Genomic DNA, 25828 nt, shown 5'->3' with positions numbered 1-25828 from the left:
TCAACCCAGGGGCGCGAGGAACTGCGCGAGAAACCACCCTATGCGGATGGCCCTGCGCATTCGGCGACCCACCACCTCAGTGGCTTGTCGCGCAGTTCCTCGCGCCCCTGTGGGGCTACCGCCCGTTGAACGCGTCCTTCAGGCGGGAGAAGAGCCCCTGCTGCCCCGGCGCGAACTGCCCTGACGGGCGCTCCTCGCCGCGCAGCTTCGCCAGGCGGCGCATCAGCTCCTCCTGCTCCGGGTCCAGCTTGCCCGGGGTGAGGACCTCCACGTGCACGATGAGGTCACCACGCCCGCCGCCCCGCAGGTGCGTGATGCCGCGCCCGTGCAGGGGGATGGACTGGCCGGACTGGGTGCCGGGCCGGATGTCGATCTCCGCCATGCCGTCCAGCGTCTCCAGCGGGACCTTCGTTCCCAGCGCCGCCGCCGTCATCGGGAGGGTGACCGTGCAGTGCAGGTCGTCCCCCCGTCGCTGGAAGATCTTGTGGGGGTTCTCGGAGATCTCGACGTACAGGTCACCGGCCTGGCCGCCGCCGGGGCCGATCTCGCCCTCGCCGGCCAGCTGGATCCGGGTTCCGGTGTCCACACCGGCGGGGATCTTGACCGTCAGCGTCCGCCGCGCGCGCACGCGCCCGTCGCCCGCGCACTCGGGGCACGGGGTCGGGACGACGGTGCCGAAGCCCTGGCACTGCGGGCAGGGGCGCGAGGTCATGACCTGGCCCAGGAAGGACCGCGTGACCTGCGAGATCTCGCCGCGCCCACGACACATGTCACAGGTCTGCGCCGACGTGCCCGGGGCCGCGCCCTCGCCGTTGCAGGTGTTGCAGCGGACCGCGGTGTCGACCTGGATGTCCTTGGTCGTGCCGAAGGCCGCCTCCTCCAGATCGATGTCGATCCGGATCATGGCGTCCTGGCCGCGGCGGGTCCGCGACCGCGGACCGCGCTGGCCGCCGGCCGCGCCGAAGAAGGCGTCCATGATGTCGCTGAAGCCGAAGCCCGCGCCCTGGCCGAAGCCGCCCGCGCCGCCGCCCGCGCCCGTCGCGGACAGCGGGTCGCCGCCGAGGTCGTAGACCTGCCGCTTGTTCGGGTCGGAAAGGACCTCGTACGCGGCGTTGATCTCCTTGAACCGCTCCTGCGTCTTCGGGTCCGGGTTGACGTCAGGGTGCAGCTCACGCGCCAGACGGCGGAAAGCCTTCTTGATCTCGTCCTGACTCGCGTCCCGTCGGACGCCGAGTACCGCGTAGTAGTCCGTGGCCACCAAAATGCTCCGCTAGTTTCCGTCTGAGGCTCGTGTCGGCTGTCGGGCCGGTGTCGGTCGGGCCGTTGTGGTCGGTCCCTGCTGCGTCGTCGGTCGTCGCGTCGTCGCTGCCGCCTAGGACGCGGCCAGGATCTGGCCGACATACCGAGCAACCGCCCGGACCGCCGCCATGGTTCCCGGATAGTCCATGCGGGTCGGGCCGACCACGCCGAGCTTGGCGACGGTCTCGTCGCCCGAACCGTAGCCCACCGAGACGACCGAGGTGGAATTGAGGCCCTCGTAGGCGTTCTCGTGACCGATTCTGACCATCACGCCCGGGTCCGCGGTCTCACCCAGCAGCCGAAGCAGCACGACCTGCTCCTCCAGCGCCTCCAGCACGGGGGCGATGGTGAGCGGGAAGTCGTGCGGGAAGCGGGTGAGGTTGGCGGTGCCGCCGAGGACGACGCGCTCCTCCGTCTGCTCGACCAGCGCCTCGAACAGCGTGGACAGCACCGTCGTGACGACGGGGCGGTCCTGCGGGAGGAAGCTCTCCGGCAGGTCCTGCAGCAGGCGCGGGACCTCCGCGAAGCGGCGGCCGCCCGCGCCGGCGTTGAGCCGGGTGCGCAGGTCGGCGAGCATCGCCTCGCCGACCGGCTGGGGGCAGTCCACCAGGCGCTGCTCGACCCGGCCGGTGTCGGTGATCAGGACGAGCATGATCCGCGTGGGGCTCAGCGCGACCAGCTCGACGTGCCGGACCGTGGAGCGGGTCAGCGAGGGGTACTGGACCACGGCCACCTGCCGGGTCAGCTGCGCGAGCAGCCGGACCGTGCGGGTGACGACGTCGTCCAGGTCGACGGCGTGGTCGAGGAAGTTGGTGATGGCCCGGCGCTCCGCGACCGAGAGCGGCTTGACCTCCGTCAGCCGGTCCACGAAGAGGCGGTAGCCCTTGTCCGTGGGCACCCGGCCGGCACTGGTGTGCGGCTGGTGGATGAAGCCCTCGTCCTCGAGCACGGCCATGTCGTTACGGATGGTCGCCGACGACACGCCGAGGTTGTGGCGCTCGACCAGGGCCTTGGAGCCGACCGGCTCCTCGGTGCCCACGTAGTCCTGCACGATGGCGCGCAGCACCGCGAGCTTGCGGTCGTCGAGCTGACGCTCCTCACGCACGGGCACGCACCTCCAGCCGGACCTTGATCCTGTTCCTACCTCGGCTCTGGCACTCTGGACATTCGAGTGCCAGCCTCCGTCAGCTGTCAGTGTAAAGCGCGACGGTCCACGACCGGAACGTCCAGGCCTCGTCAGACGTACCACATACCGAGGGCGGCACGGCAGAATTGCATCGGCAGCTCACCGCCCAGGAGGGACCTCATGTCCAGGACTCGTTTCGCGCCGGACCGTGGGCTGACCACGCGCATGCTGATCACGATGTTCCTGATCGGCCTGCTCTTCGTCGCCTTCGTCGGTCTGCTGCTGGTGGCACTGCGTGGGGCGTGGCCGATCGTCGTCATCCTCGCGGGCGGGCTGTTCGTCGCCCAGTTCTGGTTCAGCGACAAGATCGCCGCGTTCAGCATGGGCGCACGTGAGGTCTCGCCGCAGGAGTACCCGGAGCTGCACGGCACCATCGACCGCCTCTGCGCGCTGGCCGACATGCCCAAGCCGCGGGTCGCGGTGGCCGACACCGACATGCCGAACGCCTTCGCCACGGGCCGCAACGAGAAGAACGCGGTCGTCTGCGTCACCACGGGCCTCATGCGCCGGCTGGAGCCGGAGGAGCTGGAGGGCGTGCTCGCGCACGAACTCTCCCATGTCGCGCACCGCGACGTCGCGGTGATGACCATCGCGGGCTTCCTCGGCGTGCTGGCGGGCATCATCACCCGCGTCGGCCTGCAGTTCGGCATGTTCGGCGGCTTCAACGACCGCGACAACCGCGACAACGACAACACCGCGGTCGCGGCGATCGTCGTCATCGCGGTCAGCGCGATCGTCTACGCCATCAGCTTCCTGCTGACCCGCCTGCTGTCGCGCTACCGTGAGCTGTCCGCCGACCGCTCGGCGGCGCTGCTGACCGGCCGTCCCTCGGCGCTGGCCTCGGCGCTGACCAAGGTGACCGGCGACATCGCCGCGATCCCGACGCAGGACCTGCGCAAGGCGCAGCCGTACAACGCCTTCTACTTCGCCCCGGCCCTGTCGGCCCGCGAGGTGGCGGCGAATGCCTTCTCCACGCACCCGTCGCTCGAGCAGCGGCTCGAGCAGCTCGGCAAGATCTCCGCCGAGCTCGGCAAGAGCTGACCGCGGCAGCCCCACCGGAACAGAACAGAAGAGCCGAGAGGACAGACGTAGCGATGGGTTTCCTGGACGCCCTGCTGGGCCGGACCAAGCCGGTCAAGCCCGACCTCGACCAGCTCTTCGGCCTCCCCTCGGCCGCGATCACCCTGGAGGCGGCGGCCGGCTTCAAGCCGACCGGCGTCGGTTCCGTCTGCTTCGCCGCGGCCGAGGGCGGCGCGTTCGCCCAGGTCCAGCAGGACATCCAGGCCCTGCTGGACGCGGACACCAGCCGCGGCGGGCAGCCGATCGAGGTGACCCAGCGGGACTCCTACGGATACAGCTGGATCACCGCCCGGCAGTCGCCGGACGACATCGTCTCGCTCGTCAACGACGTCCACGCGGTCAACTCCGGGCTGGAGTCGCAGGGCTTCGGCCCGCAGCTGCTGTGCTCGCTGGTCAACTTCACCGACGCGCAGCACCGCCGCCTCGCGCTGGTCTACCTCTACAAGCGAGGTTCGTTCTACCCCTTCGCCCCGCTCCCCGGCGAGAAGCGGGACAACCCGCTGGAGCTCCAGATCAAGGCGATGATCGGCAACGACCTGCGCATCGAGCAGGACCTCAGCCGCTGGTTCCCGGTGTGGGGCGCGCCGGGGCTCTAGCCTCCGGCGCACCCCGGGCTCGGCCGTCGAACCTCTCCCACGGCAACGGCCGACGCCGGCGGGAATCCGACGTCACGTCGCCCCGGTGGTCACCGGGAGCGGACGGCGGCCGGTGACGGTCAGCAGGAGGGTCCTGGCCGGCAGTTCCACGACGGTGGCGCCGGTCCCGAACGTGATGTCGGTGTCGGTCGCGCGCAGGGTGAGGCCGGTGAGGTCGACGCCGAAGAAGGTGAGGGCGCGGCCGTCGGCGTGGGCGAGGACGGCCGCGATGCGGTCCGGCGGGGCGGACGGAAGTCCGAGGGGTTCGGTGAGGTCGAGGCCGTGGATCACGTCGTGGCTGAGGGCGCCCGCCTGGCCGCCGCCCGGCGGCTGCCAGGGGTGTCGGACGTTGTCGCGCAGCGCGGCCAGCAGCTCCGCGTCGGTCATGCGGCCTCCGTCGCGGCGGGCCGCGGTGTCGGCGTAGCGGTTGACGGAGAAGCGGGCCGCCGCCAGACCCGCCGCGAAGCGCATCGGGCCGGTCCGGAACGGCAGGGTGATGTGGGCGACGACCTCACGGACCCGCCAGCCCGCGCACAGCGACGGTGCGTTCCACTGGTCGGGGGTGAGATCGGCGAGCAGTGCGGCGAGGCGCTCGCGCTCGGCGAAGGTCTGCGCGCTCAGGTCGGTGGGGACGGCCATGATGATGCCCGGTCTTCCTGGTCGAAGGAGTGCTGTCACTCCTGGTACGACGGGAGAGCCCGGAACTCATCGCTGGGAGCCGGCCGGGTTCACAGCCTCTCCGGCAGGTCGAACTGCGCGAACCGGTCACCCCAGCCGAGGTAGGTGACGATCTCGGCCACCCGGTTGCCGCGCAGCTCGAACAGGAGCAGCGCAAAGGGGCGCAGCACCCCGTCCTGGTCGGGCCGGTACTGGCCCAGGGTCAGGCAACCGCTCGCAACGGCACCCGGCAGCAGGCGGTCCTCGGCGCAGTACTCCGCGCCCGCCTCGATGGCCGCGCCGATCCGCAGCGGCCCGTGCAGCCACCACGCGAACGGGGGCATGCCGGAGCGCACGTCGTCGGCGAGCAGGCCGATCAGCCGGTCCACGTCGTGGGACTCGAAGGCGTCCACGTAGTCGCGCAGCAGGCGCCGCTGCTCCGGGTCTGCGGGATCGGCGACGTCGGCGGGGACGGGTCGGTGCTCGTCCAGGGTGGCCCGGGCTCGCTGCAGGGCGCTGTTGGCGGCGGCCGCGGAGCAGTCGAGGATCTGCGCGGTCTCCGCCGCGCTGAAGGCCAGGACGTCGCGCAGCACGAGGGCCGCCCGCTGCCGCGGCGGAAGCCACTGCAACGCGGCGACGAACGCCAGGCGTACCGACTCGCGACGTACGGCGAGCTCGCCCGGGTCGGCGACGTGCGGCAGACGCGAGTCGGCCAGCGGCTCGACCCACCGCGAGGCGGGCAGTGGGGTGCCCAGCTCGCCCGAGGTCGCCGCCGGGCCCAGATCCCACGGCAGGGCCCGGCGCCGAGCGCCGCGCAGCAGGTCCAGGCAGACGTTCGTGGCGATGGAGTGCACCCAGGTGGAGAGGGTGGCCCGGGCCGCGTCGTGGCGGTGCAGGTTCCGGTGGGCACGCAGCAGCGTCTCCTGCACCGCGTCGTCGACCTCGCCGACGGCGCCCAGCATCCGGTAGCAGTAGCCCGTGAGCGGACCCCGGAGGAGTTCGAGCGTCGTCTCGGCGTACGGTGCGGCCACCCACCCATGATGGCGAACCGGCCCCGGCGGCGGCGGTCACCCGCGCCGCCCGCGCGTCAGCGGGCGCCGTCCAGCGTGGTGGACGGCGTGCCGGAGCGGTGGAGCCGGGCGCGGACGCGTCCGGCGTCGGGGATGGCCAGGCGGGTGTAGGAGGCCAGGCAGCGTTCGAGCAGCAGCCGCTCCTCGGCGTCGTCACCGGCCAGGCGGCGGGCCGTCGCCAGGCCCTCCAGTGCGCGGGCCTCCTCCAGGGCGGCCCCGATCTCGGACGCGATCTCCAGGGCCCTGCCGTGGTGACGGGCGGCCTCGTCGGGGAGCTCGCGTGCGGCTCCGAGCGCGCCGAGGGCGTTGCGGGTCTCCGCCTCCCCGCCGCGGTCCTCCATCGCCTCGAAGAGCTCCACCGCCGCCACCAGGTGGGTCTCCGCCGCCGCCGGATCGGCGGTGGCCAGGGCCAGGCGGCCGAGCCGGAGCAGGACGTGCGCCTCACCGAGGCGGCTGCCGAGGTCGCGGCAGATCTCCAGGGCCTCCCCCAGGCAGCTCGCGACGCCGGCGTGGTCCCCGAGCGCGAGCCGGACGCTGCTGAGGTGCGCGAGCGCGTTGGCGCGGACGAGCCGGCTGCCGATCCGGTCGCACCGCTCCAGCGCCTCGCGCAGGTTGTGCTCGGCGGCCAGGAGGTCGCCGAGCACCCAGTGCACCTCCCCGATCTGGACGAGCGCGATGGCCTGCCCGACGACGTTCCCGATCCGGGTGAAGAGCTCCAGGGCCCGCTGGTGGTTGGCCAGCGCCTCGGCATACCGGCCAGTCCACTGCAGGACGTCGCCCAGCTGCCCGAGCGCGTTGGCCTCACCGCGGCGGTTGCCGGTGCGGCGGTGCGCCTCCAGGGCGCTCTGCAGGGTCCGCGTGGCCGCGGCGAACTGGCCCGTCAGCTGCTGGACGTGGCCGAGTTCGGTGAACAGGTGGGCGAGGTGCGTGGCGTGGTCGGCGTGGTCGAAGAGCGTCCGGGCCCGCATCAGCGCCTCCTCGGCCTTGGCGTACTGCCCCGAGAGCCGGTGCATCGCCCCGAGTTGGTGCAGGCTGACGGCCAGGCCGAGCCGGTGGTCGCACTCCTCGAAGAGGGCCACGGCCCGGCCGAGGTACCCGGCGCCGACCGAGTACTCGTCGACGTAGAGGGCGACGGCGCCGGAGTTCAGCAAGGAGATCGCCATCCCCAGCAGGTCACCGGACGCGGTGGCGGCCTCCAGCGCCGTCCGGTGCACCGCCCCGGCCTCGGCCCAGTGCCCCTGGCTGCGCAGGAACTCGTGCAGCGCGGCGGGCAGCTGCGCGGCGTGCCGCGGCGAGTGTCCTGCCGCGTGGTCGACGGCGGCCAGCAGGTTGGCGCGCTCGGTGCGCAGCCAGGCGAGGGCGTCGTCCTCACCCGCCAACGGCGGGCAGGCGACCGGGACGTGGACGACGTCCGGCGAGCGCAGCGGGATGCTGCCGCCCAGCAGGGAGCCCGCACGGGCGGCGGTGTGCAGGTAGTAGTCGAGCAGGCGCTGCCGGGCCGCATCCCGGCCGTCGGCCCCGTCGGCCCCGTCGTCCCCGGCGGGTTCGGCCTCGACCAGGCTGCGGGCGTGCTCACGGATCAGGTCGTGCATGCGGTACCGGCCGCGGCGGGGTTCCTCGACCAGATGGTGGTCGACCAGTTCCCGGAGCAGCGCCCGGACGGCGGGCGCGTCGGTGCCGCTGAGCGCGGCGGCGGTCGGCACGTCCAGGTCCTCGCCGAAGAGCAGCCCCAGCAGGCGGAACAGCCGCTGCTGTTCGGCGCCCAGGTCGCGGTAGGAGAGGTCGAACGCGGCGGCGACGGACAGGTCCTCCATGTGCAGGGCGTCGAGCCGCAGGCTGGTCTCGGCCAGGTCCGGCAGCAGGTCCGCGACCGTCCAGGAGCGGCGGTGCCGCAGGCGCGCGGCGGTGAGCTGGATCGCCAACGGCAGGTAGCCGCAGAGGCGGACGATCTCGCGGACCGAGGGGTCGTCGGGAGACAGCTGCGGGCGCCCGGACTTGGCGACCAACAACGCGGCGGCCTCGGGCGCGGGCAGCACGTCCAGGGTGAACGGCATCGCGTCCTCCAGCGCCAGCAGCCTGCGCCGGCTGGTGACCAGGACGAGGCTGCCGGGAGAGGCCGGGAGCAGCGGCCGCACCTGTTCGCTGCTCCGGGCGTCGTCGAGCAGGAGCAGCACCCGGCGGCCCGCGAGTTGGGCGCGCCACATCCCGGCCCGGCCGGACAGGTCGGCGGGGATGCGCGCCGGGTCGACGCCCAGGCCCACCAGCAGGGTGGCGAGCGCGTCGGCGGGCGGCACCGGTGCGGTGCCGGGGGTGTGGGCGTGCAGCGAGAGGAAGATCTGCCCGTCGGGGAAGTCGGCGGCGAGCCGGTGGCCGGCGTGGATCGCGAAGGCGGTCTTGCCGACGCCCGCCATCCCGTCGATGGCGTGGATGTCGATGACGCCGCCCTGCTCGGCGCCGACGCGGCAGGCAGTGACGAGCTCCTCCAGCTCGGCGGTGCGGCCGGTGAACGCCGTGATGTCCCTGGGGAGTTGGGCGGGTACGAGGAAGCTGCCCGGGGCCGACGCTGGCGGCGCGGGCCGGTCAGGTGCGGGTGCGGCTGCGGCGGACCGGGTGGCGTCGAGGATCCGGCGCTGGGCCGCGCGGGCGGCCGCGCTGGGCTCGATCCCCAGCTCGTCGACCAGGGCGCGCCGCAGCCGCTGGAACACCTCCAGCGCCTGCGCCTGCTGGCCGCCGCGGTCGAGCGCCTCCATCAGCTGCACGTGGAAGGTCTCCGCGAACGGGAACTCCGCCACCGCGTCGGTGAGCCGGGGTATCAGTCCGCCGTGGCGCGACAGCCGCAGGGCCGCCTCGAAGGACCAGGTGAGGACCTCCTGCCGGACCGCGACCAGGCGCCGGACGTCCGCCGCGAGCAGGTCGACCTCCAGGCCGTCGAGCGGGACCCCGCGCCACAGCGCCAGCGCCGCATCGGTGAGCCGGGCGACCTCGACCCAGTCCCGCTGCTCCCGGGCCCGGCCGGCCGCCTCGGACAGGCAGGTGAAGTCCAGCAGGTCCAGCTCGGCCCGCTCGGCCCGGAAGGTGTAGGCGGCCACCCCGGCCACCAGTCGCTCCCCCTCCGCCGCGCCGAGTTGCCGGCGCAGCCGGGTCACGTGGTTGTGCAACGAGGCGACCGCACTGCTCGGCGGGTCGTACCCCCACAGGGCCTGGTGCAGCGTGCCGGTCGGGACCTCGGTGTTGGCGCGGAAGAGCAGCGTGGCCAGCAGCGTCCGCACCTTGGGACTGGTGATCGCCAAGGGACCGTCGGAGCCCTCGACCTCGAGCCTTCCGAGCACGGCGAAACGCATGCTGGCCTTCCTGTCCTGGACGCCTGACGAGGGCACATGTGCACGACAGGCTACTGACTGCGCTGCCCCGGAAACGCACCGGCCTCTGCGATGATCGTCGGGTGAGCCGATATGACGCGCTGGACCTGACGCCGCCGTGGAAGCGCCCCTCCGCCGTGCCCGAGGTGGCCGCGGAGCGGGACCTGGTCGTCGAGGAGGCCACGACGGGCTTCTGCGGCGCGGTGGTGCGCTGCGAGAAGACCGCGGAGGGGTTCACCGTCACCCTGGAGGACCGGCACGGCAAGCTGCGGGTGTTCCCGCTGACGCCGCGTGGGTTCCTGGTGGACGGCAGGCCCGTGACGTTGGTGCGGCCGCGCGCGGCGACGGCGGCGAGCCCGCAGGGGCCCGCCCGGACGGCCTCCGGGTCGATCGCCGTGCAGGGGGTGAAGGCGCGCGTCGCGCTGCCGAGCCGGATCTACGTCGAGGGCCGGCACGACGCCGAACTGGTCGAGCGGGTCTGGGGTGACGACCTGCGGATCGAGGGCGTGGTCGTCGAGTACCTGGAGGGCATCGACGACCTGCCCGCCATCGTCGCCGAGTTCGGGCCCGAGCCCGGACGACGGCTGGGCGTGCTGGTGGACCACCTCCTGCCCGGCACCAAGGAGGCGCGGATCGCCGCCCAGGTGACCGGCGACCACGTGCTCGTCGCCGGCCACCCCTACATCGACGTGTGGGCGGCGGTGAAGCCCGCCTCCGTCGGCATCGCCGGCTGGCCGGACGTGCCGCGCGGGGAGGACTGGAAGACGGGAGTCTGCGCCCGGCTCGGCTGGCCGCTGGACACCCCGGCGGCCTGGAAGCGCATCCTCGCCTCGGTCCGCTCGTTCAAGGACCTCGACCCGGCCCTGCTGGGCCGGGTCGAGGAACTGATCGACTTCGTCACGCAGCCGGGCTGACCACGGACGGTACTGGCTAGGCTCTTCCTCGCTGATCTTGGTTCACTGGGGAGGGCCGCGATGGGTCACGGATTCCTGGGGCGGTGGCGGGGCGAGGCACCGCAGGAGCAGCCGGCGCAGGAGGTGCCCCCCGAGGTCGCCTGGCAGGTGGCGGCCCTGGACGAGGCGCTCCACGCGTTCGGCCGTCGGCTGGAGGAGGCCGCGTCGGCCGGCCCCGCCGGCAGCTCACCGGTGGACGCCCACCCGCCCACCGAGGCCGAGCAGCTCGCGCGCGACCACCTGACCCAGGCCCAGGACGCCTACCAGGACGCGCTGGAACGGGCCGCGACCGCACGGCTGGACAGGGACGCCGAGCGCGGCGCGGTCTTTCTCGACCTCCGGCGCGGCCGCGCGGCGCTGCGCCTCCACGACGACGAACGAGCGCACTCGATGCGTCTCACCGCCCGGATCGCACCGCTGCGCGAGGCACTGTCCGCCTGCCGACCGCCCGCCGGCGACCCCCATGCCGAAACCGAACTCGCCAAGGCTGAGGCGGCGTTCGCATCGGCAGTCGCGGCCGCCGACGGTGTCGCGCAGGACCGCGACCAGCTCGTCGAGGGGGCGCTGGGCAAGGGAGGCGCCGCGCTGGCGCGGATCGAGTCCCGCCGACTGGACGAGGCGCACAGCACCACGCTCGTCGGCGCCCTGCAGGAACGGGTCGACCTGGCACGCGCCGACCTCGCCGCGGAGTACGCCGGAGCCACCACTCCGACGGACCTGGTGGACGGCCTCCGGACGGTGGAGCGGCAGCTCCGCCGAGCCCGGCAGTCCTGCGCCCCGACCACCCCGGGCAGCCGACTCCCGGCGGTGAGGACCGCCGTCGCCTCGGCCGACGCGGAGCTCGAGGCGTTGGAGACCAGGAGGGAGACGGCCCGCCAGGCCCGGAGCCGACGCGAGCGGACCCGCGCCCGCGAGGCGGAGGAGCACCCGGAACGAGAGCTGGCGCAGCAGGCCGAGGAGCACGCGGAGCGGGAGCGGGCCCGCGAGGCGGAGGAGCGCGCGGAACGAGAGCGGGCCCGCGAGGCGGAGGAGCGCGCGAAGCGGCAGGCCGCACGCGAGCGGGAGGCGGAGGAGCGCGAGCGGACCCGCGCCCGCGAGGCGGAGGAGAACGCGGAGCGGACCCGGATACGCCAGGCGGAGGAGCGCGCGGAGCGGGAGCGGGTGCGCGAGGAGCGGGAGCGGGTGCGCGAGGAGCGGGAGGGGCAGCGGCGGGCCCTGCAGTTGGCCGCCGACATTGCCGCTCTGCAGGCCGAGGTGGCCGCGGCGCGGCCCTCCTGGGCGGAGCGTGAGGCCGATCCCGTGCTCACCGCGGAGTTCGGCCGCGCGGAGCGCGCGCTGCAGACCGCGACGGCGAACGCACGCGGCGACGACGACGACGAGCGCCGGGCCAGGGCGGTCGCTGCCCTGCGGTCGGGGCGGGCCGCGCTCGACGCGCTGGCCGAGATCCGCCGAGAGACTCCCGAACTGGCAGACGCGGTCCGGGCGTTCCGGGTGCGGCTGGCCGAGGCGAAGCGCGGGGAGCCGATGGTGGACGCCACCGTCGCCGCCGAGTACCGGGAGGCACGACACGCACTGGACGAGGCGCGGTCGGCGCTGCGCGTCCCGGGCCCGCACCGGACCGCGCGCGTCTTCGCGGCGATCGGTGCGGGCCGCGCCGCGCTCCTGCGGATGGCGTGCCGGCAGGCCGGACAGCCGGTGCCGCCGGAGCTCGCGCGGCCGGAGGAGCTGGGCCGGCCCGACTGGGAACGGACCGCCGGCCGTTGAGACGCGGACGACGGTCCAGGACGACCCGGCCGGACGAACCCCACGGTCAGCGAGCCGTCGTGGGCTCCCTCCGGGTCACAGGGCCGGGAAGGCGGGGAAGGAGCACCCGGGCAGCGAGCCGCCACCGCCGACCGCGGCGACGCTCACGTCCGTGCCGGAGGGCTTGAGGTTGTCGTCGTAGGCCGTCAGCGCGGCGTAGGAGGCGGTGCTCGCGGTGGTGTCGAGGGAGACGTTCAGCAGCGCGAGGCCGAGCGGGTGGCTCGCGTCCAGGCCGACGAAGGTCGACCTCGCACCGGACGGGGACGCCGTGGCGCGGAAGCCGTCGACGGTGATGCCGGTGAACCACGGGGTGAGCGAGCCCGAGCCGTTCGAGTAGTGGGTGTCGAAGACCATCGGCGCGCGCACGGCGGTGACGCACGTCGCCAGGTAGGTGACGTCGCTGACCCTGCCGCCGTTGCTCCGGGAGGACTTGATGCGGATCCCGGTGCTGCTCCCGCTGACGTTGCCGAACGCGTCGGTGCCGGTCAGGGTGTTGTTCCGGAAGAGGACGTTGGTCACGCCGCCGTTGGTCTCGCTGCCGATCGAGATGCCGTGCGTGCCGTAGAAGTGGCTGTTCTCCACCGTGATGTTGCGGCTGGCGGAGCCGCCCTTGATCGCGACGCCGTCGTCGCCGTCCATGACGAAGCTGTCGGCGATGGTCACGTTGGTGGCGCCCGCCGGGTCGATGCCGTCGGTGTTGCGGGCGGTCGCGGGCGTCCTGATGCGGACGCCCCAGGCGGTGAAGCCGGTGCCACCCTGGTAGACCACGTGGAAGTTGGGCGAGTTCAGCAGATCCACGTGGTAGAGCGTGAAGTTGTCGGAGTTCACCGCCTGGATCAGCCGCGGGTCCTGCTGGTTCTCCCCCGCCTTCTGCGCGGCGGTGGCCAGGCCCCACCAGGTGGCGCCCCGGCCGAGGACGGTCTGGTCACCTCGGCCGTCGATGCGACCCTGCGTGCCGTTCGCGGCGCGCACGGCCTCGATGCCCGCGTCGGCGCCCGCGACGCTGATCAGCGGCGCGCAGCCGCCCTCGGAGGAGGCCAGGGTGCCGCACGTCGGTTTGCCGCTGACCTGGTAGTTCGCCGGGTTGCGGGAGCCGAAGAGGGTGACGGTGGGGTCGAGGAGCAGCACCTCGCCACGGTGCACGGTCAGCGGGCCGGTCAGGAACGCGGTGTGGGAGGCGTCGGCGGCGCCGAGCCTCACCGCGACGGTGGCCGAGCCGGTCTGCGCGCAGGCGTCCAGCGCGCGCTGGATGCGGGAGGTGTCCGGCGGGGTGGACTCGGCGGCGGCGGAGGCGACGCGGTTCGGCATGGCCAGCGTGGCGGGGACGGTGGCGCAGACGGTCGTCGGCAGCTTCGGCTCGCTCACCTGCCGGGCGTCACCGGTCGCCGTCGTGCCTGCGGTGGTCCCGGTCGTGGCCGCCGTCGTGGTGGGGTTCCAGCCGTCGGTGCCGGCCAGGTAGGACTGCGCGGTGAAGCCGACCGCCTGCGCGGCGCCGAGCTGCGGGCTGTCGGCGTTCACCGCGGCGCCCGCGCCGGTGTCGGCGTAGGAGTCGAACCGCGCGGACTTCCACGCGAAGCCGCTCATGTCCGTCCACGGGGCGGCGCTCTTCACCGCTGCCGGGAGCACCGTGTCGCGCACGACGACCTGGGCCACGGCGGTCGCGGTCGGGTGCCACGGGCGGCCGAGCCAGTACGTCGCGGCCTTGGCGGTGCTGACCACCGTGCTGCCGGTGATCAGGAACCCGTACTTCTTCGACGCCTCCGTGTTGGCCGCCGTCAGCATGCCGTTGACGCCGCCCGTCCGGGCGCCGTCGTCGAGGGCCTGGAGGGTGTCGTGGTCGAAGACGGCGGTCGCGTTGCCGAAGAGGAAGTCCACGTCGCCGCTGACGTAGTCGTCACGGAAGTACTGCCGCGTCTGCGCGGTGGCGTTCGGCGACCAGGCGAGCAGGGTGTCCTGGTGGCCCAGGATCCGGTCCCCGACGTAGACCTGGCGGTCGCCCTCGGCGGCGAGCGCGACGGCCTGGGTGTTCTTGATGCCGGGATTCGCGGCCCGGGAGAAGGAGTTGATGATGGTGAGGTTGCGCACCGTCATCCCGTCGGCGGCGAAGGTGGCGGTCGCGCTGCCGAGGGTGCCGTACGTGGAACCGCCGGGCCTGGCGGTGCCGGAGGCGTTGCCGAAGGTGATGACCACGTCGGCGGCACGGCCGGTCGCGCCGGTCAGGGTCAGCCCCGTCCTGCTCGCCGGGACCGTCACCACCTCGTGGTAGGTCCCCTTGGCGATGCTGATCGTGTCCCCGGCCGCGGCGGCGTCGACGGCCGCCTGCACGGTCCGGTACTGGCCGCTGCCGTCGGCCGCGACGGTGAGGGTCCGCGTGCCCGCGCTCGCGGTGGAGCTCGCGGTGGTGCTCGCGCCGGCGAACAGCGGCACCGCCGCGATCCCGGCTCCCGTCACGGTCAGGGTCGCCGCGACCGCCAGCCAGCGGCGGGTCCGCGGGGAGCGGCGATGGATGGAGCGAGTCTGTGACACCGGGTCAGTCCTTCTCGTCGGTACTGCTGGAACGACAGGTACGCCCCTTGGTGGTCCGGCGGCGGCGAAAGGTTGCCCGCCCTACGGAACTTTTCTTCGGCGGCCCACCCCACCGTTCGGTGGAGGCGACTCAGCCGTTCGGTCGGTCGACGGAACCAGCCGTCGGCCCGGTGGATCGGTCGATGTGCCGCCCGGCCGTTCTCGCGACTCTGGAGGGGAGAAGAAGAGACCACCCCGTTGGAAGGACCGGTCCTGTGACCAGCAACGATGCACTCACCCACCCGCGCAGCCGCTCCGCGTTCCGCACCCTGCGCACCCTCGTCGGCGGCTACGTCGCGCTCAGCGCCTCGACCCTGGCCGTCGCCTACGCGATGCGCGGCCACACCGACCTGGTCACCGCGACCGTCTGGATCCGCGGCGCCATCGTCGCGCTGGCCTCGCTGCTGATGCTGAGCTTCGTGGCCAGGGCCGCCCACGGCAGTCCGGGCGCCTTCCGCCGGCTGCGGATCACCTCGACAGTGATGCTCGTCGCCATCGTCGTGATCGCCTCGCTGCCCGGCCTGCTGCCCGTGTGGATGCGCGTCGAGCAGGGCATGTGCGGGGCGCTGCTGCTGGGCGTGGTGGCGATCGCCAACGGCCGGCACCTGCGCTCGGCCTTCGCCGCCCGCTGATGCTGGATAGATTGGCCACGACGAGAGGGGCGGGCGTGGACGAACGACCGAGGCACTGGACGCCGGCGACGACCGTCCTGCCCTACCTCCTGCTCGGCCTGCTCACCCTGGTGACCGCCGCCCACAAGGGCGGCGGGTCGCTCGCCGTCGATCTGACGCTCTGCGCGCTGCTGGCGGTGTGGATGCTGACGGTCTTCACGCTCCGTCCGCAGTGGCGGGAGCGGACCGGGGTGATGGCGGTGTTCTTCGCCGTCTTCATGGTCCTCACCACCGTCCTGGTCCTGCGCGACCCGTGGTTCGGCTTCTTCACGCCCGCCTGCTACGTCTTCGCGTTCCGGCTGGTCCCCTGGCCGTGGGAGCTCCTCGCGGTGGGCTCGGTGGCGGCGGTCGCGGGTCTCGCGCAGGCGTACGGCCTGGACAAGCGAACCGCGCTGGGTGTGGCGGAGTGCGTGGCGGTGCTGCTCGCCAACATCGTGCCGATGTGCGGGTTCGCCTGGTTCGCGCAGCGCGGCTTCCGCCTCCAGAAGGAACGGGAGCGCGCGCTCGCGGAGATCCAGCAGGCCAACCGGCGGCTGGAGGCCAGCCTCGCCGAGAACGCCGTGCTGCACGAGCAGCTGCTCGCTCGCGCCCGCGAGGCCGGGGTGCAGGACGAACGGCGGCGGATGGCGCGGGAGATCCACGACACGCTCGCGCAGGGCTTCACCGGCATCATCGCGCAGTTGCGCGCCGCCGCCGCGGTCACCGACCGCGAGACCTGGCAGCGCCACGTGGACGCGGCCGCCGGCCTGGCCCAGGAGAGCCTGGCCGAGGCGCGGCGCTCCGTCCACGCGCTGCGCCCCGAGCCGCTGCGCACCGCGCGGCTCGGGGAGGCGCTGACCGGCGTGGCGGAGCGGTGGACCGCGCTGCACGGCACGCCCGTCCGCGTCTCGACCACGGGCACCGCCCACGCGTTGCCGCCGGAGACGGAACTGGCCCTGCTGCGCACGGCCCAGGAGGCGCTGGCCAACGTGGCCAAGCACGCCGCCGCCGGGCAGGTCGCGCTCACCCTGTCCTACCTGGGCCACGAGGTGGCACTGGACGTGGTGGACGACGGCGCCGGCTTTGACCCCGAGCGGGTCACGGCCGCTCCCCCGCGCCAGGACGGCGGCTTCGGCCTGGTCGGGATGCGGGAGCGGATCGCGTCCGTGGCCGGGACCTTGCAGATCGAGTCCGAACCCGGCGCCGGCACCGGCATCTCCGCCCGCGTGCCGGTCGACCCCACGGAGGTGGAGACGTGAGCGACCCGCGGCAACACGACGGTCCGATCCGGCTGCTGGTCGCGGACGACCATCCCGTCGTCCGCGACGGCCTCGCCGGCCTCTTCTCCCGCGAGCCCGGCTTCGAGGTCGTCGGCGAGGCGGCCGACGGCGCGGAGGCGCTGCGGCTGGCCGAGGAGGTGGGCCCGGACGTGATCCTGATGGACCTGCAGATGCCCGGCACCGATGGCGTCGCCGCGATCCGCGAGCTCGCCCGCCGCGGCAGCGCCGCCCGGGTGCTGGTGCTGACGACGTACGACACCGACGCCCACGTGCTGCCCGCGATCGAGGCGGGCGCCTGCGGCTACCTGCTCAAGGACGCCCCGCGCGACGAACTCCTGCGCGCGGTCCGGGCGACGGCACGCGGCGAGGCGGTGTTGGCCTCCACGGTGGCCGCGCTGCTGATGCAGCGCGTCCGCACGCCCGGGGCGACAGCCGGCACGACACCCGGGCCGGCCCCCTCCGACGGTCCGCTCAGCCAGCGGGAGCTGGAGGTGCTCCGGCACGTCGCCTCCGGCGCCACCAACCGCGAGGCCGCCGCCCGCCTGTTCATCACCGAGGCCACGGTCAAGTCCCACCTGCTGAACATCTACGCCAAGTTGGGCGTCTCCGACCGCGCGGCCGCCGTGACGGAGGCCTTCAACCGGGGCCTGCTGCACCCGCAGTCGTCCTAGGCCTCAGTGGGTCGGGTAGAAGTTGCCGTGGACGGACGCCGGTTGGCCGTGGCCGGTGGCGGTGGCGGCGTAGGTGTCCTGGCCGGCGTCGCGGCCGCCGGAGGCGTGGTCGTACTGGCCCGCGAACTCGTACGAGCCCGGGGCGAGCGTGGCGCCGGGCTTGAGGGTCCACTCGTAGACCAGGAAGCCGCCCTGGCGGGTGACGGTGACGGTGAGGTCCTGCGCCGGGACGGTCGACCAGTCGCCCGTGGTGGCCACGCCCGGCGTGAGCGCGATGCGCAGCTTCACGTCGAGGGCCGCGACGGTGAACCGGGTCTTCAGCGTGACGTCGCTCTGCGCCCAGGCGCTGGTGCTGCCCGGGTCCACCGAGCCGTCGGACCAGAGGAACCCCTGCTGGACCCGGGTCGGGCCGGGAGACTGCGCGGGCGGCGGCGCCGAGGCGGACGGCGGGCTCGGCGCGGAGGCGCCCGCGGTGGGCGTGCCCGCACCGGTCGGGGCCGGGTCCACCGCGTCGCCTGCGGCGGAGCCGCTCGGCGTGGGCGTCCGCGGGACGCCGGGGGTGGTCGCCGTGGCGGTCGCGGCCGCCGGGCCGGGATCGACGTAGCGTCCGACCGCCGCCCAGGTCCCCGCGACGCTCGCACCGAGCAGCAGCGCGCACGCCGTTGCGAGCCCGGCCAGGCGCAGCGGCCTGCGCCGGGCCGCCCGCGTCCGGCGTTCGGGCGCCTGACCGGCGGCGATGCGGGCGAGGATCGCCTCCCGGTCGGGCCGGTGCCGCGCGGCCTCGGTGCGCAGGGCCTCGCGCAGGCCGTCGGTCCGACCCTCGGACGGCATGTCGCGGTGGCCGTCGCGGTGCCCGTCCATCACCGCTCCTCCCCGGCCGTCACCAGCCACGCGTCCTCGTCCCCCTGCACCCCGCGGAGCAGCGCGGCCAGTTGGGCCGCGCCACGGGAGGTCTGACTCTTCACCGTACCGACACTGATCCCCAGCGCCTGCGCGGTCTCCTTCTCCGACAGGTCGAAGGCGTACCGCAGCACCACGCAGGCGCGCCGCCGGTACGGCAGCAGCCGCAGCGCGCTGCGCACGTCCACGACAGCGGGCACGTCGGCGCCACGCGCGATGTGAGCGTTCTCATTCCACAGCGCGCGCCAACCCCGCCGTTCCCGGCCGAGGCGGCGCAGGCGGTTGCGGCACAGGTTGGCGAGGACCCCGCGCGCGTACGCGGCCGGTGAGTCGGCGGCCTGGACCCGGGCCCAGTGGCGCCAGACCTCCAGCAGCGCGTCCGCCGCGAGGTCGTCGGCGACGTCCGTCTCGCCGGTCAGCAGGTAGGCGAGACGCGCGAGTTCGGCGTGATGGCGCTCGAAGAACGCGTGGTAGGCGTGCTCCGCCGCCGGATCCCAGCCCGTCACCCGCTCCCCTCACGCCGGACCGTCGAGGAGCGCGAGCCTACCAACCGCCGTCAGGAGCCCAGCGGGTAGGTGCGCCGCACGGTCCCCTTGGGGTCCGCGGTGAGGTAGCCGCTGCCGTCGTTGACGTCGGAGAAGTAGACGGCGATCACCGGCGAGTAGTCGAACATGTCCGCCTCGATGATGAGGTAACGGCTCGCCGGATGCGGGATGTTGAGCGTGCTCTGGGCCTTGCGCAGCAGCGCCGGGACCACGCTCCAGTCGTAGAGGCCGAGGTTCACCGGCTTCTCGTCCATGGCCGGGCCTCCGATCGTTCGGGTGGCCCGGCCGTCACGATAGTCGACCTCGTCGTACTCCTGCGGGTTCGCGGCGGCGGGAACCTCGGCGATGGCGTAGGTCGGGTAGACGGTCAGCTCGAAGACCTTGCCTCCGGGGATCAGCGGCCGCATGGCCGCGACGGCGCGGCGCAGGCCGTCCGGCGTCAGCAGGTTGACGTCGGCGGCGCTGTCGCCCGAGGAGCCGGTCGAGCCGCCCGGGTTCGCGGACGGCGTGCCACCGGCCGACGGGACACTGCTCGGCGCGACGACCGGGCCGCTGCCGCCCGTCGCCGCGGTCCCGCCGGAACGGCCGGCGCTCGCCGTGTCGTAGCCGAGCAGCCCCCAGACGAGCGTGCCCGCGAGGACGAGCGCAACGGTGCAGAGCGCGGCGACCACCGGCGCCCGCCGGCGCCGCACGGGCTGCACGAACGGCGCGCCGAACGACGGCGAGAACGGGGTCGCACCCGAAGGCGACGCGCCGAACGGAGTCCCGCCACCAGGCGTGGCGCCGAACGGCGTCGCGTCGTACGGGGTCCCGCCACCGGGCGTCGCGCCGTACGGAGTTCCGCCACCGGGCGTCCCGCCGAACGGAGTTCCCCCACCAGGCGTCGCACCCATCGGAGTTCCCCCACCGGGCGTCCCGCCGAACGGGGTCCCGCCACCGGGCGTCCCGCCGAACGGAGTTCCGCCACCAGGCGTCGCACCCATCGGAGTTCCGCCACCGGGCGTCGCGCCGAACGGCGCCGCGCCGGAGGGTTCCGTGAGGCGGAGGGTGCCGTCCTGCGGGGGCCCGGGGGCGAAGGGCGCCGCCGCAGGCGCGGAGAGGGCCTGGGCGAGGGTCCGGTCGACCTGCTCGGCGTCCGGGCGCGCGCCGGGGTCCTTGGCCAGCAGGGCGACCAGCAGCGGCCCGAGCTGCCCGGCGCGGGTCGGCGCCGGGAGCGGCTCGCCGAGCACCGCTGCCAGCGTGGCCAGCGCGGTGCCCCGGCGCAGCGGGTGGGTGCCCTCGACGGCGACGTAGAGCAGCATGCCGAGCGACCACAGGTCGGAGGAGGGGTCGCCCTCCTGACCGCGGATCCGCTCCGGCGCGATGTACTCGGGTGAGCCGACCAGGGAGCCCGCCGCCGTCAGCGCGGTGGCATCGCTGAAGGCGGCGATGCCGAAGTCGGTGAGGACCGGAGTGCCGTCCGCGCGCAGCAGCACGTTGCCGGGCTTCACGTCCCGGTGCATGATCCCGGCGGCGTGGGCCGCGCGCAGCGCCGACAGCACGCCGCGTCCGATCCCGGCGGCCTCCGGCAGCGTCAGGGGTCCGCGCTCCAGCCGGTCACCGAGGCTGCCGCCGGTCACCAGCTCCATGACCAGCCACGGGTGAGGGTAGGCGGCGCTGTCCACGATGTGGTGGATCACCGCCACGTTGGGGTGCTGCAGCCGCGCCAACGCCCGCGCTTCGCGCAGCACCCGCTCACGCAGCTCCGCCGCCGCGGTCGGGTCGGCCGCGACCATGGCGGGGTCCGCCGCGCGCACCTCCTTCAGCGCCACCTCGCGCTGCAGGACGATGTCGCGCGCCCGCCACACCAGGCCCATGCCCCCGCCGCCGAGCCGCTCCAGCAGCTCGAAGCGGCCGTCGATCAGCCGCGTCCCCGGCTGTTCCCCCGTGTCCATGGCGGACATCGTAGAGACCCGCGGCGGGCCTCCGCGCGCCGGCGAAGGCCCGTTCAACCGCGGCAGGGGCGCTCCCCGTGCGAACGGATCCGGTCAGCCCATCAGCGTGGCGTGGGCGAGGTAGCTGTTGCCCGCGACGGCTCGGCGTGCCCCGAACCCGCCGTGACCGTCGGCGACGTAGAGGTAGAAGGCCCCGCCCGAGGTGCGGGCGACCAGCTCGGGGCGCCCGAGGTCGTCCAGGGAGCCACCCACGACGACGGCGTTGTAGGCGTTCCAGCCGCCGCCGATCCGCGCCCGCGCCGCGAAGCCGCCGTGGCCGTCGCCCGCGTAGAACCACAGGACACCGGAGCGGTCCCGGGCCACCAGGTCCGGGATGCCGTCGCCGTTCAGGTCGTCGTGGGCGGAGAGCAGGTCGTAGCCATCCCAGCCGCCGCCGATGCGCGTCCGGGCGTGGTAGCCGCCGTTGCCGTCGCCGGCATAGAACCAGAGCACGCCGGAACGGTCGCGGGCGACCAGGTCCGGGACGCCGTCGCCGTTCAGGTCGCCGGGGCTGAGGATCGTGGAGTAGGTGTTCCAGCCGCCGCCGATCCGGTGCAGGCTCACCTGGTCGAACATCGGCGTGCTCTGGTGGGTGTAGTTCAGGTCGGCGAACAGGACGCCGTCGCTGCGGCGGACCAGCACGTCGCCGAAGCCGTCCCGGTTCAGGTCCCCGGCCGGGAGGATCAGGTTGGCCCAGCCCGGTGCGTTGGCGTTCATGCCGCTGCCTCCGGCGAGGCACCGGGTGAGCGGCAGGCTGCAGAACGAGGACTCGATGCCGTTGGACTCCAGCGCGGCGAAGGTGCCGTCCTCGCTGCCGTTCTCGATGGGCCCGACGTAGCCGGTCCAGTTCCGGATCAGGGCCTGCCGCGCCGCCATCGAGGTGTAGACGCGGACGCCGCCGACGACGCAGCCCTGCTCGGGCGTGGCGGAGACGCCGATCAGCTTCCCGTCGGCGACCAAGGCGCCACCGGCGTCGCCGAGGCACTGCTCCTGCGGCGGAACGGCGGGCGCACCGGGGGCGGGCGTGGTGCAGAGCGTGCCCGGGGCGAGAGCGTGGCCGAGCAGGGCCGCGCAGTCGGCGGTGCCGCGTACCTGGACGGCCTCGCTGTGCGCAGTGAAGTGGTCGATGATCTCCGCGGAGGTGGGCTGCTGCGTCGTCCAGGAGTAGAAGACGGCCTGGGTGCCGGCCCGGTAGAGGGCCGAGTCCGCGGCGCCGGCCAGGACGGGAGTGCCCGAACCCGCCCCGCTGCCGAGCATCTCGGCGAGGTCGTCCTGCCCGGTGGACGCGTCGTAGCGCAGGTCGGTCCGGTGCACAGCGCCGCCGGCACCGCCGGTGTAGGCGCCGGAGGCGGAGGCGAAGCCCTGCAGCTCGTCCGGGGCGGCCTCCATGTAGCAGTCCGCGGGGGTCAGTTCACGGTTCACCGCCAGGCGGATGCCGGTGCAGTAGCGCCCGGTGTATCCCGTCGCGTTCGAGACCGTCGCGGTCCAGGCGCCGCGCAGCCAGGACGGCATGGTGGCCGCGGTGGCGGCCGAGTGCGTACCGTCGCCCGTGCCGCCGGTCGCGACGGCCGGGACGAACCCGGTGCTGGTCGCGACGGCGGCGAGCACCGCGCCCGTGGCCAGGGCTCTGTGGACGGTCTTCCTCACGCTGACTCCCCCTTGTGGCGTTCCCGCCGCGCCTGCTCGACCCCGGACCGCCGCCGGGCAGCGGCGATCATACGCCGCGTCAGGTTCGGCGGGAGGGTGGGGTGTCAGTCCACCAGGTCGCGCACGACCGCGTCCGCGAGCAGGCGGCCGCGCAGCGTCAGCACGGCCCGTCCGGCCGCGAACGGCGCGGCCTCCAGCAGCCCGTCGGCCAGCGCCCGGTCGGCGGCCTCGCGGCCGGTCTCTCGGAGGAGGTCGAGCGGGCAGCCGTCGGAGAGGCGGAGCTCCAGCAGGATGCGCTCGACGCGGCGGTCCTCGTCCTCCAGGCGCTCCCGGCCCTGGGCCGGGGTCTGCCCGGCCTCCAGTGCCTGGGCGTAGGCGGCGGGGTGCTTGCGGTTCCACCAGCGCACGCCGCCCACGTGGCTGTGCGCGCCGGGGCCGGCACCCCACCAGTCGGCACCGGTCCAGTAGAGCTCGTTGTGGCGGCAGCGCGCCTCGGGCGAGGTGGCCCAGTTGGAGACCTCGTACCACTCCATGCCGGCGGCGGTGAGGCGCTCCTCGGCGATGAGGTAGCGGTCGGCGTGGACGTCGTCGTCCGTCATCGGGATCTCGCCGCGGCGGATCCGGGCGGCGAGCCTGGTGCCCTCCTCGACGATCAACGCGTAGGCGCTGACGTGGTCCGGCTCGGCGGCGAGGGCCGCGTCGAGGGAGGCGCGCCAGTCGTCGTCGGACTCGCCCGGGGTGCCGTAGATCAGGTCGAGGTTGACGTGCTCGAAGCCCGCGGCGCGCGCCTCGGCGACGCAGGCCTGCGGGCGCCCGGGGGTGTGGTGGCGGTCCAGCAGCTGGAGCACGTGCGGGCGCACGCTCTGCATGCCGAAGCTGAGCCGGTTGAAACCGCCCTCGCGCAGCTCACTCAGGTAGGCGGGGTCGACCGACTCCGGGTTGGCCTCGGTGGTGACCTCGGCGCCCGGCGCGAGCCCGAACTCGTCGCGGATCGCGCCGAGCATCCGGACCAGGTCGCGGGCGGGCAGCAGGGTCGGCGTGCCGCCGCCGAGGAAGACCGTCTCGACGGGGATGTCCGCGTCGCCGAGGACCTTCCGCGCAAGGCGGATCTCCGCGATCAGGTGATCGGCGTAGGTGTCCTGGGACGCCACCGCGCCGGAGGAGCGCAGCTCGGTGGCGGTGTAGGTGTTGAAGTCGCAGTACCCGCAGCGGGTGGCGCAGTACGGGACGTGGACGTAGAAGCCGAAGGGGCGCGTGCCGAGACCGGCGAGGGCGGTCTCGGGCAGCGCACCGTCGGCGGGGACGGCTTCGCCGTCGGGCAGAGCGGAGGGCATGCCGTCCATTGTCCGGCACGCCGCCTCCTTCCGGGTCGCTCGCCCCGCAACGGGGAGGTCAGGCCTCCCGAGCGCCCGCGTACATCGCCTCGATGAGCTCGGCGTTCTCGCGCTCGACGACCGGGCGCTTGACCTTGAGGCTCGGGGTCAGCTCGCCGTGCTCGACGTCCAGGTCGCGCGGGAGGACCGTGAACTTCTTGATCGTCTGCCAGCGCTGCAGCCCGCCGTTGAGCTTGTCGACGAAGCCGGAGATCAGCTGGTGGGTCTCCGCGGAGGTGCAGACCGCGGCGTAGTCCTTGCCCGCCTGCCCGTTGGTGCCGGCCCACTGCATGATGGCCGGCTCGTCCAGGGTGATCAGCGCGGTGCAGAAGTTGCGGCCGTTGCCGATGACCAGGATGTTGCTGACGAACGGGCAGACGGCCTTGAACCGGCCCTCGACCTCGCTCGGGGCGACGTACTTGCCGCCGGAGGTCTTGAACATGTCCTTCTTGCGGTCGGTGATCCGCAGGAAGCCGTCCTGGTCGAGCTCGCCGATGTCGCCGGTGTGGAACCAGCCGTCGGCCTCCAGCACCTCGGCGGTCTTCTCGGGCTGGTTGTGGTAGCCGCGCATGACGCCGGGGCCGCGCAGCAGGATCTCGCCGTCCTCGGCGATGCGGACCTCGGTGCCGGGCAGGGCGCGGCCGACGGTGCCGACGCGGTAGCTCTCGCCGGGGTTGACGGTCGAACCGGCGGAGGTCTCGCTGAGGCCGTAGCCCTCGAGGATGTGGACGCCCGCGCCGGAGAAGAAGAAGTTGATGTCCGGGGCCAGCGCCGCCGAGCCGGAGACGCAGGCCCGCAGCCGGCCGCCGAAGGCCGCGCGGATCTTGGCGTAGACGAGCTTGTCCGCGACGGCGTGCTTGAGCTGGAGCGGGAACGGAACGGTGCGCGAGCCGGTGGTGATCTCGTTCTTCTGCGCGGTCTCGGCGTACGCGCGGGCGACGCCCGCCGCCCACATGAAGATCTTGTACTTGGCGCCGCCCTCGGCCCGGGCCTTGCCCGCGATGCCGTTGTAGACCTTCTCGAAGATGCGCGGCGCGGCGGCCATGTAGGTCGGCTGCACCACCGGCAGGTTGGTGATGATCTTGTCGATCCGGCCGTCGACCGCGATCACCGAGCCCTGCTGGATGTGACCGGAGGTCAGCGTCTTGCCGAAGACGTGGGAGAGCGGCAGCCACAGGTACTGCACGTCGTCCTCGCCGGTCAGGCCCAGAGAGCTCTGCGCGGCGGCCTGGTAGGCCCAGCAGTCGTGGACCAGGCGGACGCCCTTGGGGCGGCCGGTGGTGCCGGAGGTGTAGATGAGGGTGGCGAGCTGCTCGCGCTTGAGCGCCGCAACGGTCGAGGTGACCGCGTCGGCGTGCTCCTTGAGGTAGGCGACGCCGCGCTCCTCCAGCTCGGCGAGCGACAGCACCTCGACCCCGGCCGGCTCCGCGCCCGGCTCCGGCTTGCTGCCGTCGACGGTGATCACGGCCGTCAGCTCGGGGGCCTGCTCCAGCACGCCCAGCACCTTGGCCAGCTGCTTGGCGTCCTCGACGAAGAGGGCCCGGCTGCCGGAGTCGGAGAGGATGAACGCGGTCTCCTCGCCGTTGGTGCTCGGGTAGACGGCGGTGACGGCCGCGCCCGCGCACATGATGCCGAGGTCGATCAGGATCCACTCGATCCGGGTGGAACAGGAGATGCCGACGCGCTCCTCGGGCACGACACCGAGGCTCATCAGGCCGGCCGCGATGTCCTGGACCCGCTCCCGGGCCTCGCCCCAGGTCATCCCCCGCCACTGCTCGGCGCCGGGCGCGCCGTCGGCGGCATGCTCGTCGACGGGCACGGGATAGCGGTAGGCCACCCGGTCCGGGGTGGCCGCCACGCGGGCGAGGAAAAGCTGCGCCACGGACTCGGGGCGGTTGTCCAGCAGGGGCTCGGCGACGAGCGGCTTCAGGCTCACGGCTACCTCCGGTGCCCGCGCGACCGGTGTGGGACGGCCGTGGGGCTGATGCGGTGCGGATGCGATGCGGACGGCGGGCGGCTACTCGTGCGGGACTGACGGCGGTGAGCCCCTTGCTTAACTCGCGAGTAACCAGCGGGCAACAGCGTAGGACGTTAGGGCCTCGCACGTAAGGGGGTGAAGGTGACGGCGATCACGTTACTTGCCGGTCGGCAGGTAAGCTTCGTAGTATGGCGCGCCACTAAA

At 73.7% G+C, this 25828-nt stretch carries 19 protein-coding genes; 7 read left to right on the top strand and 12 right to left on the bottom strand.

Annotation, left to right across the window (positions count from 1 at the left end):
* Positions 1-115: 115 nt before the first annotated feature.
* Complete coding sequence (gene dnaJ, locus BMY61_RS22400) at positions 116-1258, bottom strand: molecular chaperone DnaJ (RefSeq protein WP_042444540.1); 1143 nt, start codon at positions 1256-1258, stop codon at positions 116-118.
* Positions 1259-1372: 114 nt separating this feature from the next.
* Positions 1373-2404, bottom strand: a complete 1032-nt coding sequence (gene hrcA, locus BMY61_RS22395; protein WP_042444538.1) for a heat-inducible transcriptional repressor HrcA — start codon at positions 2402-2404, stop codon at positions 1373-1375.
* Positions 2405-2605: 201 nt separating this feature from the next.
* Between hrcA and htpX the strand changes: the two genes are divergently transcribed.
* Positions 2606-3526: a zinc metalloprotease HtpX gene (gene htpX, locus BMY61_RS22390; RefSeq protein ID WP_042444536.1), complete on the top strand. Its 921-nt coding sequence runs from the start codon at positions 2606-2608 to the stop codon at positions 3524-3526.
* A 53-nt stretch (positions 3527-3579) separates the two neighbouring features.
* Positions 3580-4161, top strand: coding sequence for a PspA-associated protein PspAB (gene pspAB, locus BMY61_RS22385; protein WP_042444534.1), 582 nt, complete (start codon positions 3580-3582; stop codon positions 4159-4161).
* A gap of 72 nt (positions 4162-4233) precedes the next feature.
* Here pspAB and BMY61_RS22380 read toward each other — a convergent pair whose 3' ends face one another.
* The 3 genes from BMY61_RS22380 to BMY61_RS22370 all read right to left on the bottom strand — a co-directional run bounded on the left by BMY61_RS22380 (position 4234) and on the right by BMY61_RS22370 (position 9268).
* Positions 4234-4839: a maleylpyruvate isomerase family mycothiol-dependent enzyme gene (locus BMY61_RS22380; RefSeq protein WP_042444532.1), complete on the bottom strand. Its 606-nt coding sequence runs from the start codon at positions 4837-4839 to the stop codon at positions 4234-4236.
* Positions 4840-4928: 89 nt separating this feature from the next.
* Complete coding sequence (locus tag BMY61_RS22375; RefSeq protein ID WP_042444530.1) at positions 4929-5888, bottom strand: RNA polymerase subunit sigma-70; 960 nt, start codon at positions 5886-5888, stop codon at positions 4929-4931.
* Between the two features lie 56 nt (positions 5889-5944).
* On the bottom strand, positions 5945-9268 hold the full coding sequence (locus BMY61_RS22370; protein ID WP_052438485.1) for an AfsR/SARP family transcriptional regulator: 3324 nt from the start codon (positions 9266-9268) through the stop codon (positions 5945-5947).
* A 101-nt stretch (positions 9269-9369) separates the two neighbouring features.
* Here BMY61_RS22370 and BMY61_RS22365 point away from each other — a divergent pair, with 101 nt between their 5' ends.
* Positions 9370-10200: a DUF3097 domain-containing protein gene (locus BMY61_RS22365; protein ID WP_042444528.1), complete on the top strand. Its 831-nt coding sequence runs from the start codon at positions 9370-9372 to the stop codon at positions 10198-10200.
* Positions 10201-10260: 60 nt separating this feature from the next.
* Complete coding sequence (locus tag BMY61_RS22360) at positions 10261-12003, top strand: hypothetical protein (protein WP_042444526.1); 1743 nt, start codon at positions 10261-10263, stop codon at positions 12001-12003.
* A 75-nt stretch (positions 12004-12078) separates the two neighbouring features.
* On the opposite strand, the gene BMY61_RS47130 is transcribed toward BMY61_RS22360, so the two are convergent.
* A complete protein-coding gene (locus BMY61_RS47130; RefSeq protein WP_075004020.1) occupies positions 12079-14568 on the bottom strand; it encodes a pectinesterase family protein in 2490 nt (829 codons plus the stop codon).
* A gap of 254 nt (positions 14569-14822) precedes the next feature.
* Between BMY61_RS47130 and BMY61_RS22350 the strand changes: the two genes are divergently transcribed.
* Genes BMY61_RS22350 through BMY61_RS22340 form a run of 3 tightly spaced genes read left to right on the top strand, consistent with a single transcriptional unit; the run spans position 14823 to position 17208 of the window.
* Positions 14823-15239 (top strand): hypothetical protein, encoded by a 417-nt coding sequence (locus tag BMY61_RS22350; RefSeq protein WP_042444524.1) that lies wholly within the window; start codon positions 14823-14825, stop codon positions 15237-15239.
* A gap of 35 nt (positions 15240-15274) precedes the next feature.
* The gene (locus tag BMY61_RS22345) at positions 15275-16516 is read left to right on the top strand and encodes a sensor histidine kinase (protein ID WP_042444522.1); all 1242 of its coding nucleotides are present in this window, start codon (positions 15275-15277) and stop codon (positions 16514-16516) included.
* On the top strand, positions 16513-17208 hold the full coding sequence (locus BMY61_RS22340) for a response regulator (RefSeq protein ID WP_042444520.1): 696 nt from the start codon (positions 16513-16515) through the stop codon (positions 17206-17208). The genes BMY61_RS22345 and BMY61_RS22340 overlap by 4 nt, the downstream gene beginning before the upstream one ends.
* A 3-nt stretch (positions 17209-17211) precedes the next feature.
* Here BMY61_RS22340 and BMY61_RS22335 read toward each other — a convergent pair whose 3' ends face one another.
* The 6 genes from BMY61_RS22335 to BMY61_RS22310 all read right to left on the bottom strand — a co-directional run bounded on the left by BMY61_RS22335 (position 17212) and on the right by BMY61_RS22310 (position 25582).
* The gene (locus tag BMY61_RS22335; protein ID WP_052438484.1) at positions 17212-18069 is read right to left on the bottom strand and encodes a hypothetical protein; all 858 of its coding nucleotides are present in this window, start codon (positions 18067-18069) and stop codon (positions 17212-17214) included.
* On the bottom strand, positions 18069-18614 hold the full coding sequence (locus tag BMY61_RS22330) for a SigE family RNA polymerase sigma factor (RefSeq protein WP_042444518.1): 546 nt from the start codon (positions 18612-18614) through the stop codon (positions 18069-18071). The genes BMY61_RS22335 and BMY61_RS22330 overlap by 1 nt, the downstream gene beginning before the upstream one ends.
* Before the next feature lie 50 nt (positions 18615-18664).
* Positions 18665-20587 carry a serine/threonine-protein kinase gene (locus tag BMY61_RS22325; protein WP_342342532.1) on the bottom strand — a complete coding sequence of 641 codons (1923 nt, stop codon included), beginning with the start codon at positions 20585-20587 and terminating at the stop codon, positions 18665-18667.
* 93 nt (positions 20588-20680) lie between these two features.
* Positions 20681-22273 carry an FG-GAP repeat domain-containing protein gene (locus BMY61_RS22320; RefSeq protein WP_143094466.1) on the bottom strand — a complete coding sequence of 531 codons (1593 nt, stop codon included), beginning with the start codon at positions 22271-22273 and terminating at the stop codon, positions 20681-20683.
* A gap of 104 nt (positions 22274-22377) precedes the next feature.
* A complete protein-coding gene (gene hemW / locus BMY61_RS22315; RefSeq protein ID WP_042444808.1) occupies positions 22378-23607 on the bottom strand; it encodes a radical SAM family heme chaperone HemW in 1230 nt (409 codons plus the stop codon).
* 58 nt (positions 23608-23665) lie between these two features.
* Positions 23666-25582, bottom strand: coding sequence for an AMP-dependent synthetase/ligase (locus BMY61_RS22310; protein ID WP_236655919.1), 1917 nt, complete (start codon positions 25580-25582; stop codon positions 23666-23668).
* Between the last annotated feature and the right edge of the window lie 246 nt (positions 25583-25828).

The sequence above is a fragment of the Streptacidiphilus jiangxiensis genome, from assembly GCF_900109465.1.
Classification (GTDB): domain Bacteria; phylum Actinomycetota; class Actinomycetes; order Streptomycetales; family Streptomycetaceae; genus Streptacidiphilus; species Streptacidiphilus jiangxiensis.
Note: the sequence above shows the minus strand (reverse complement) of the source record. Positions and strands in the feature narration are given on the sequence as shown.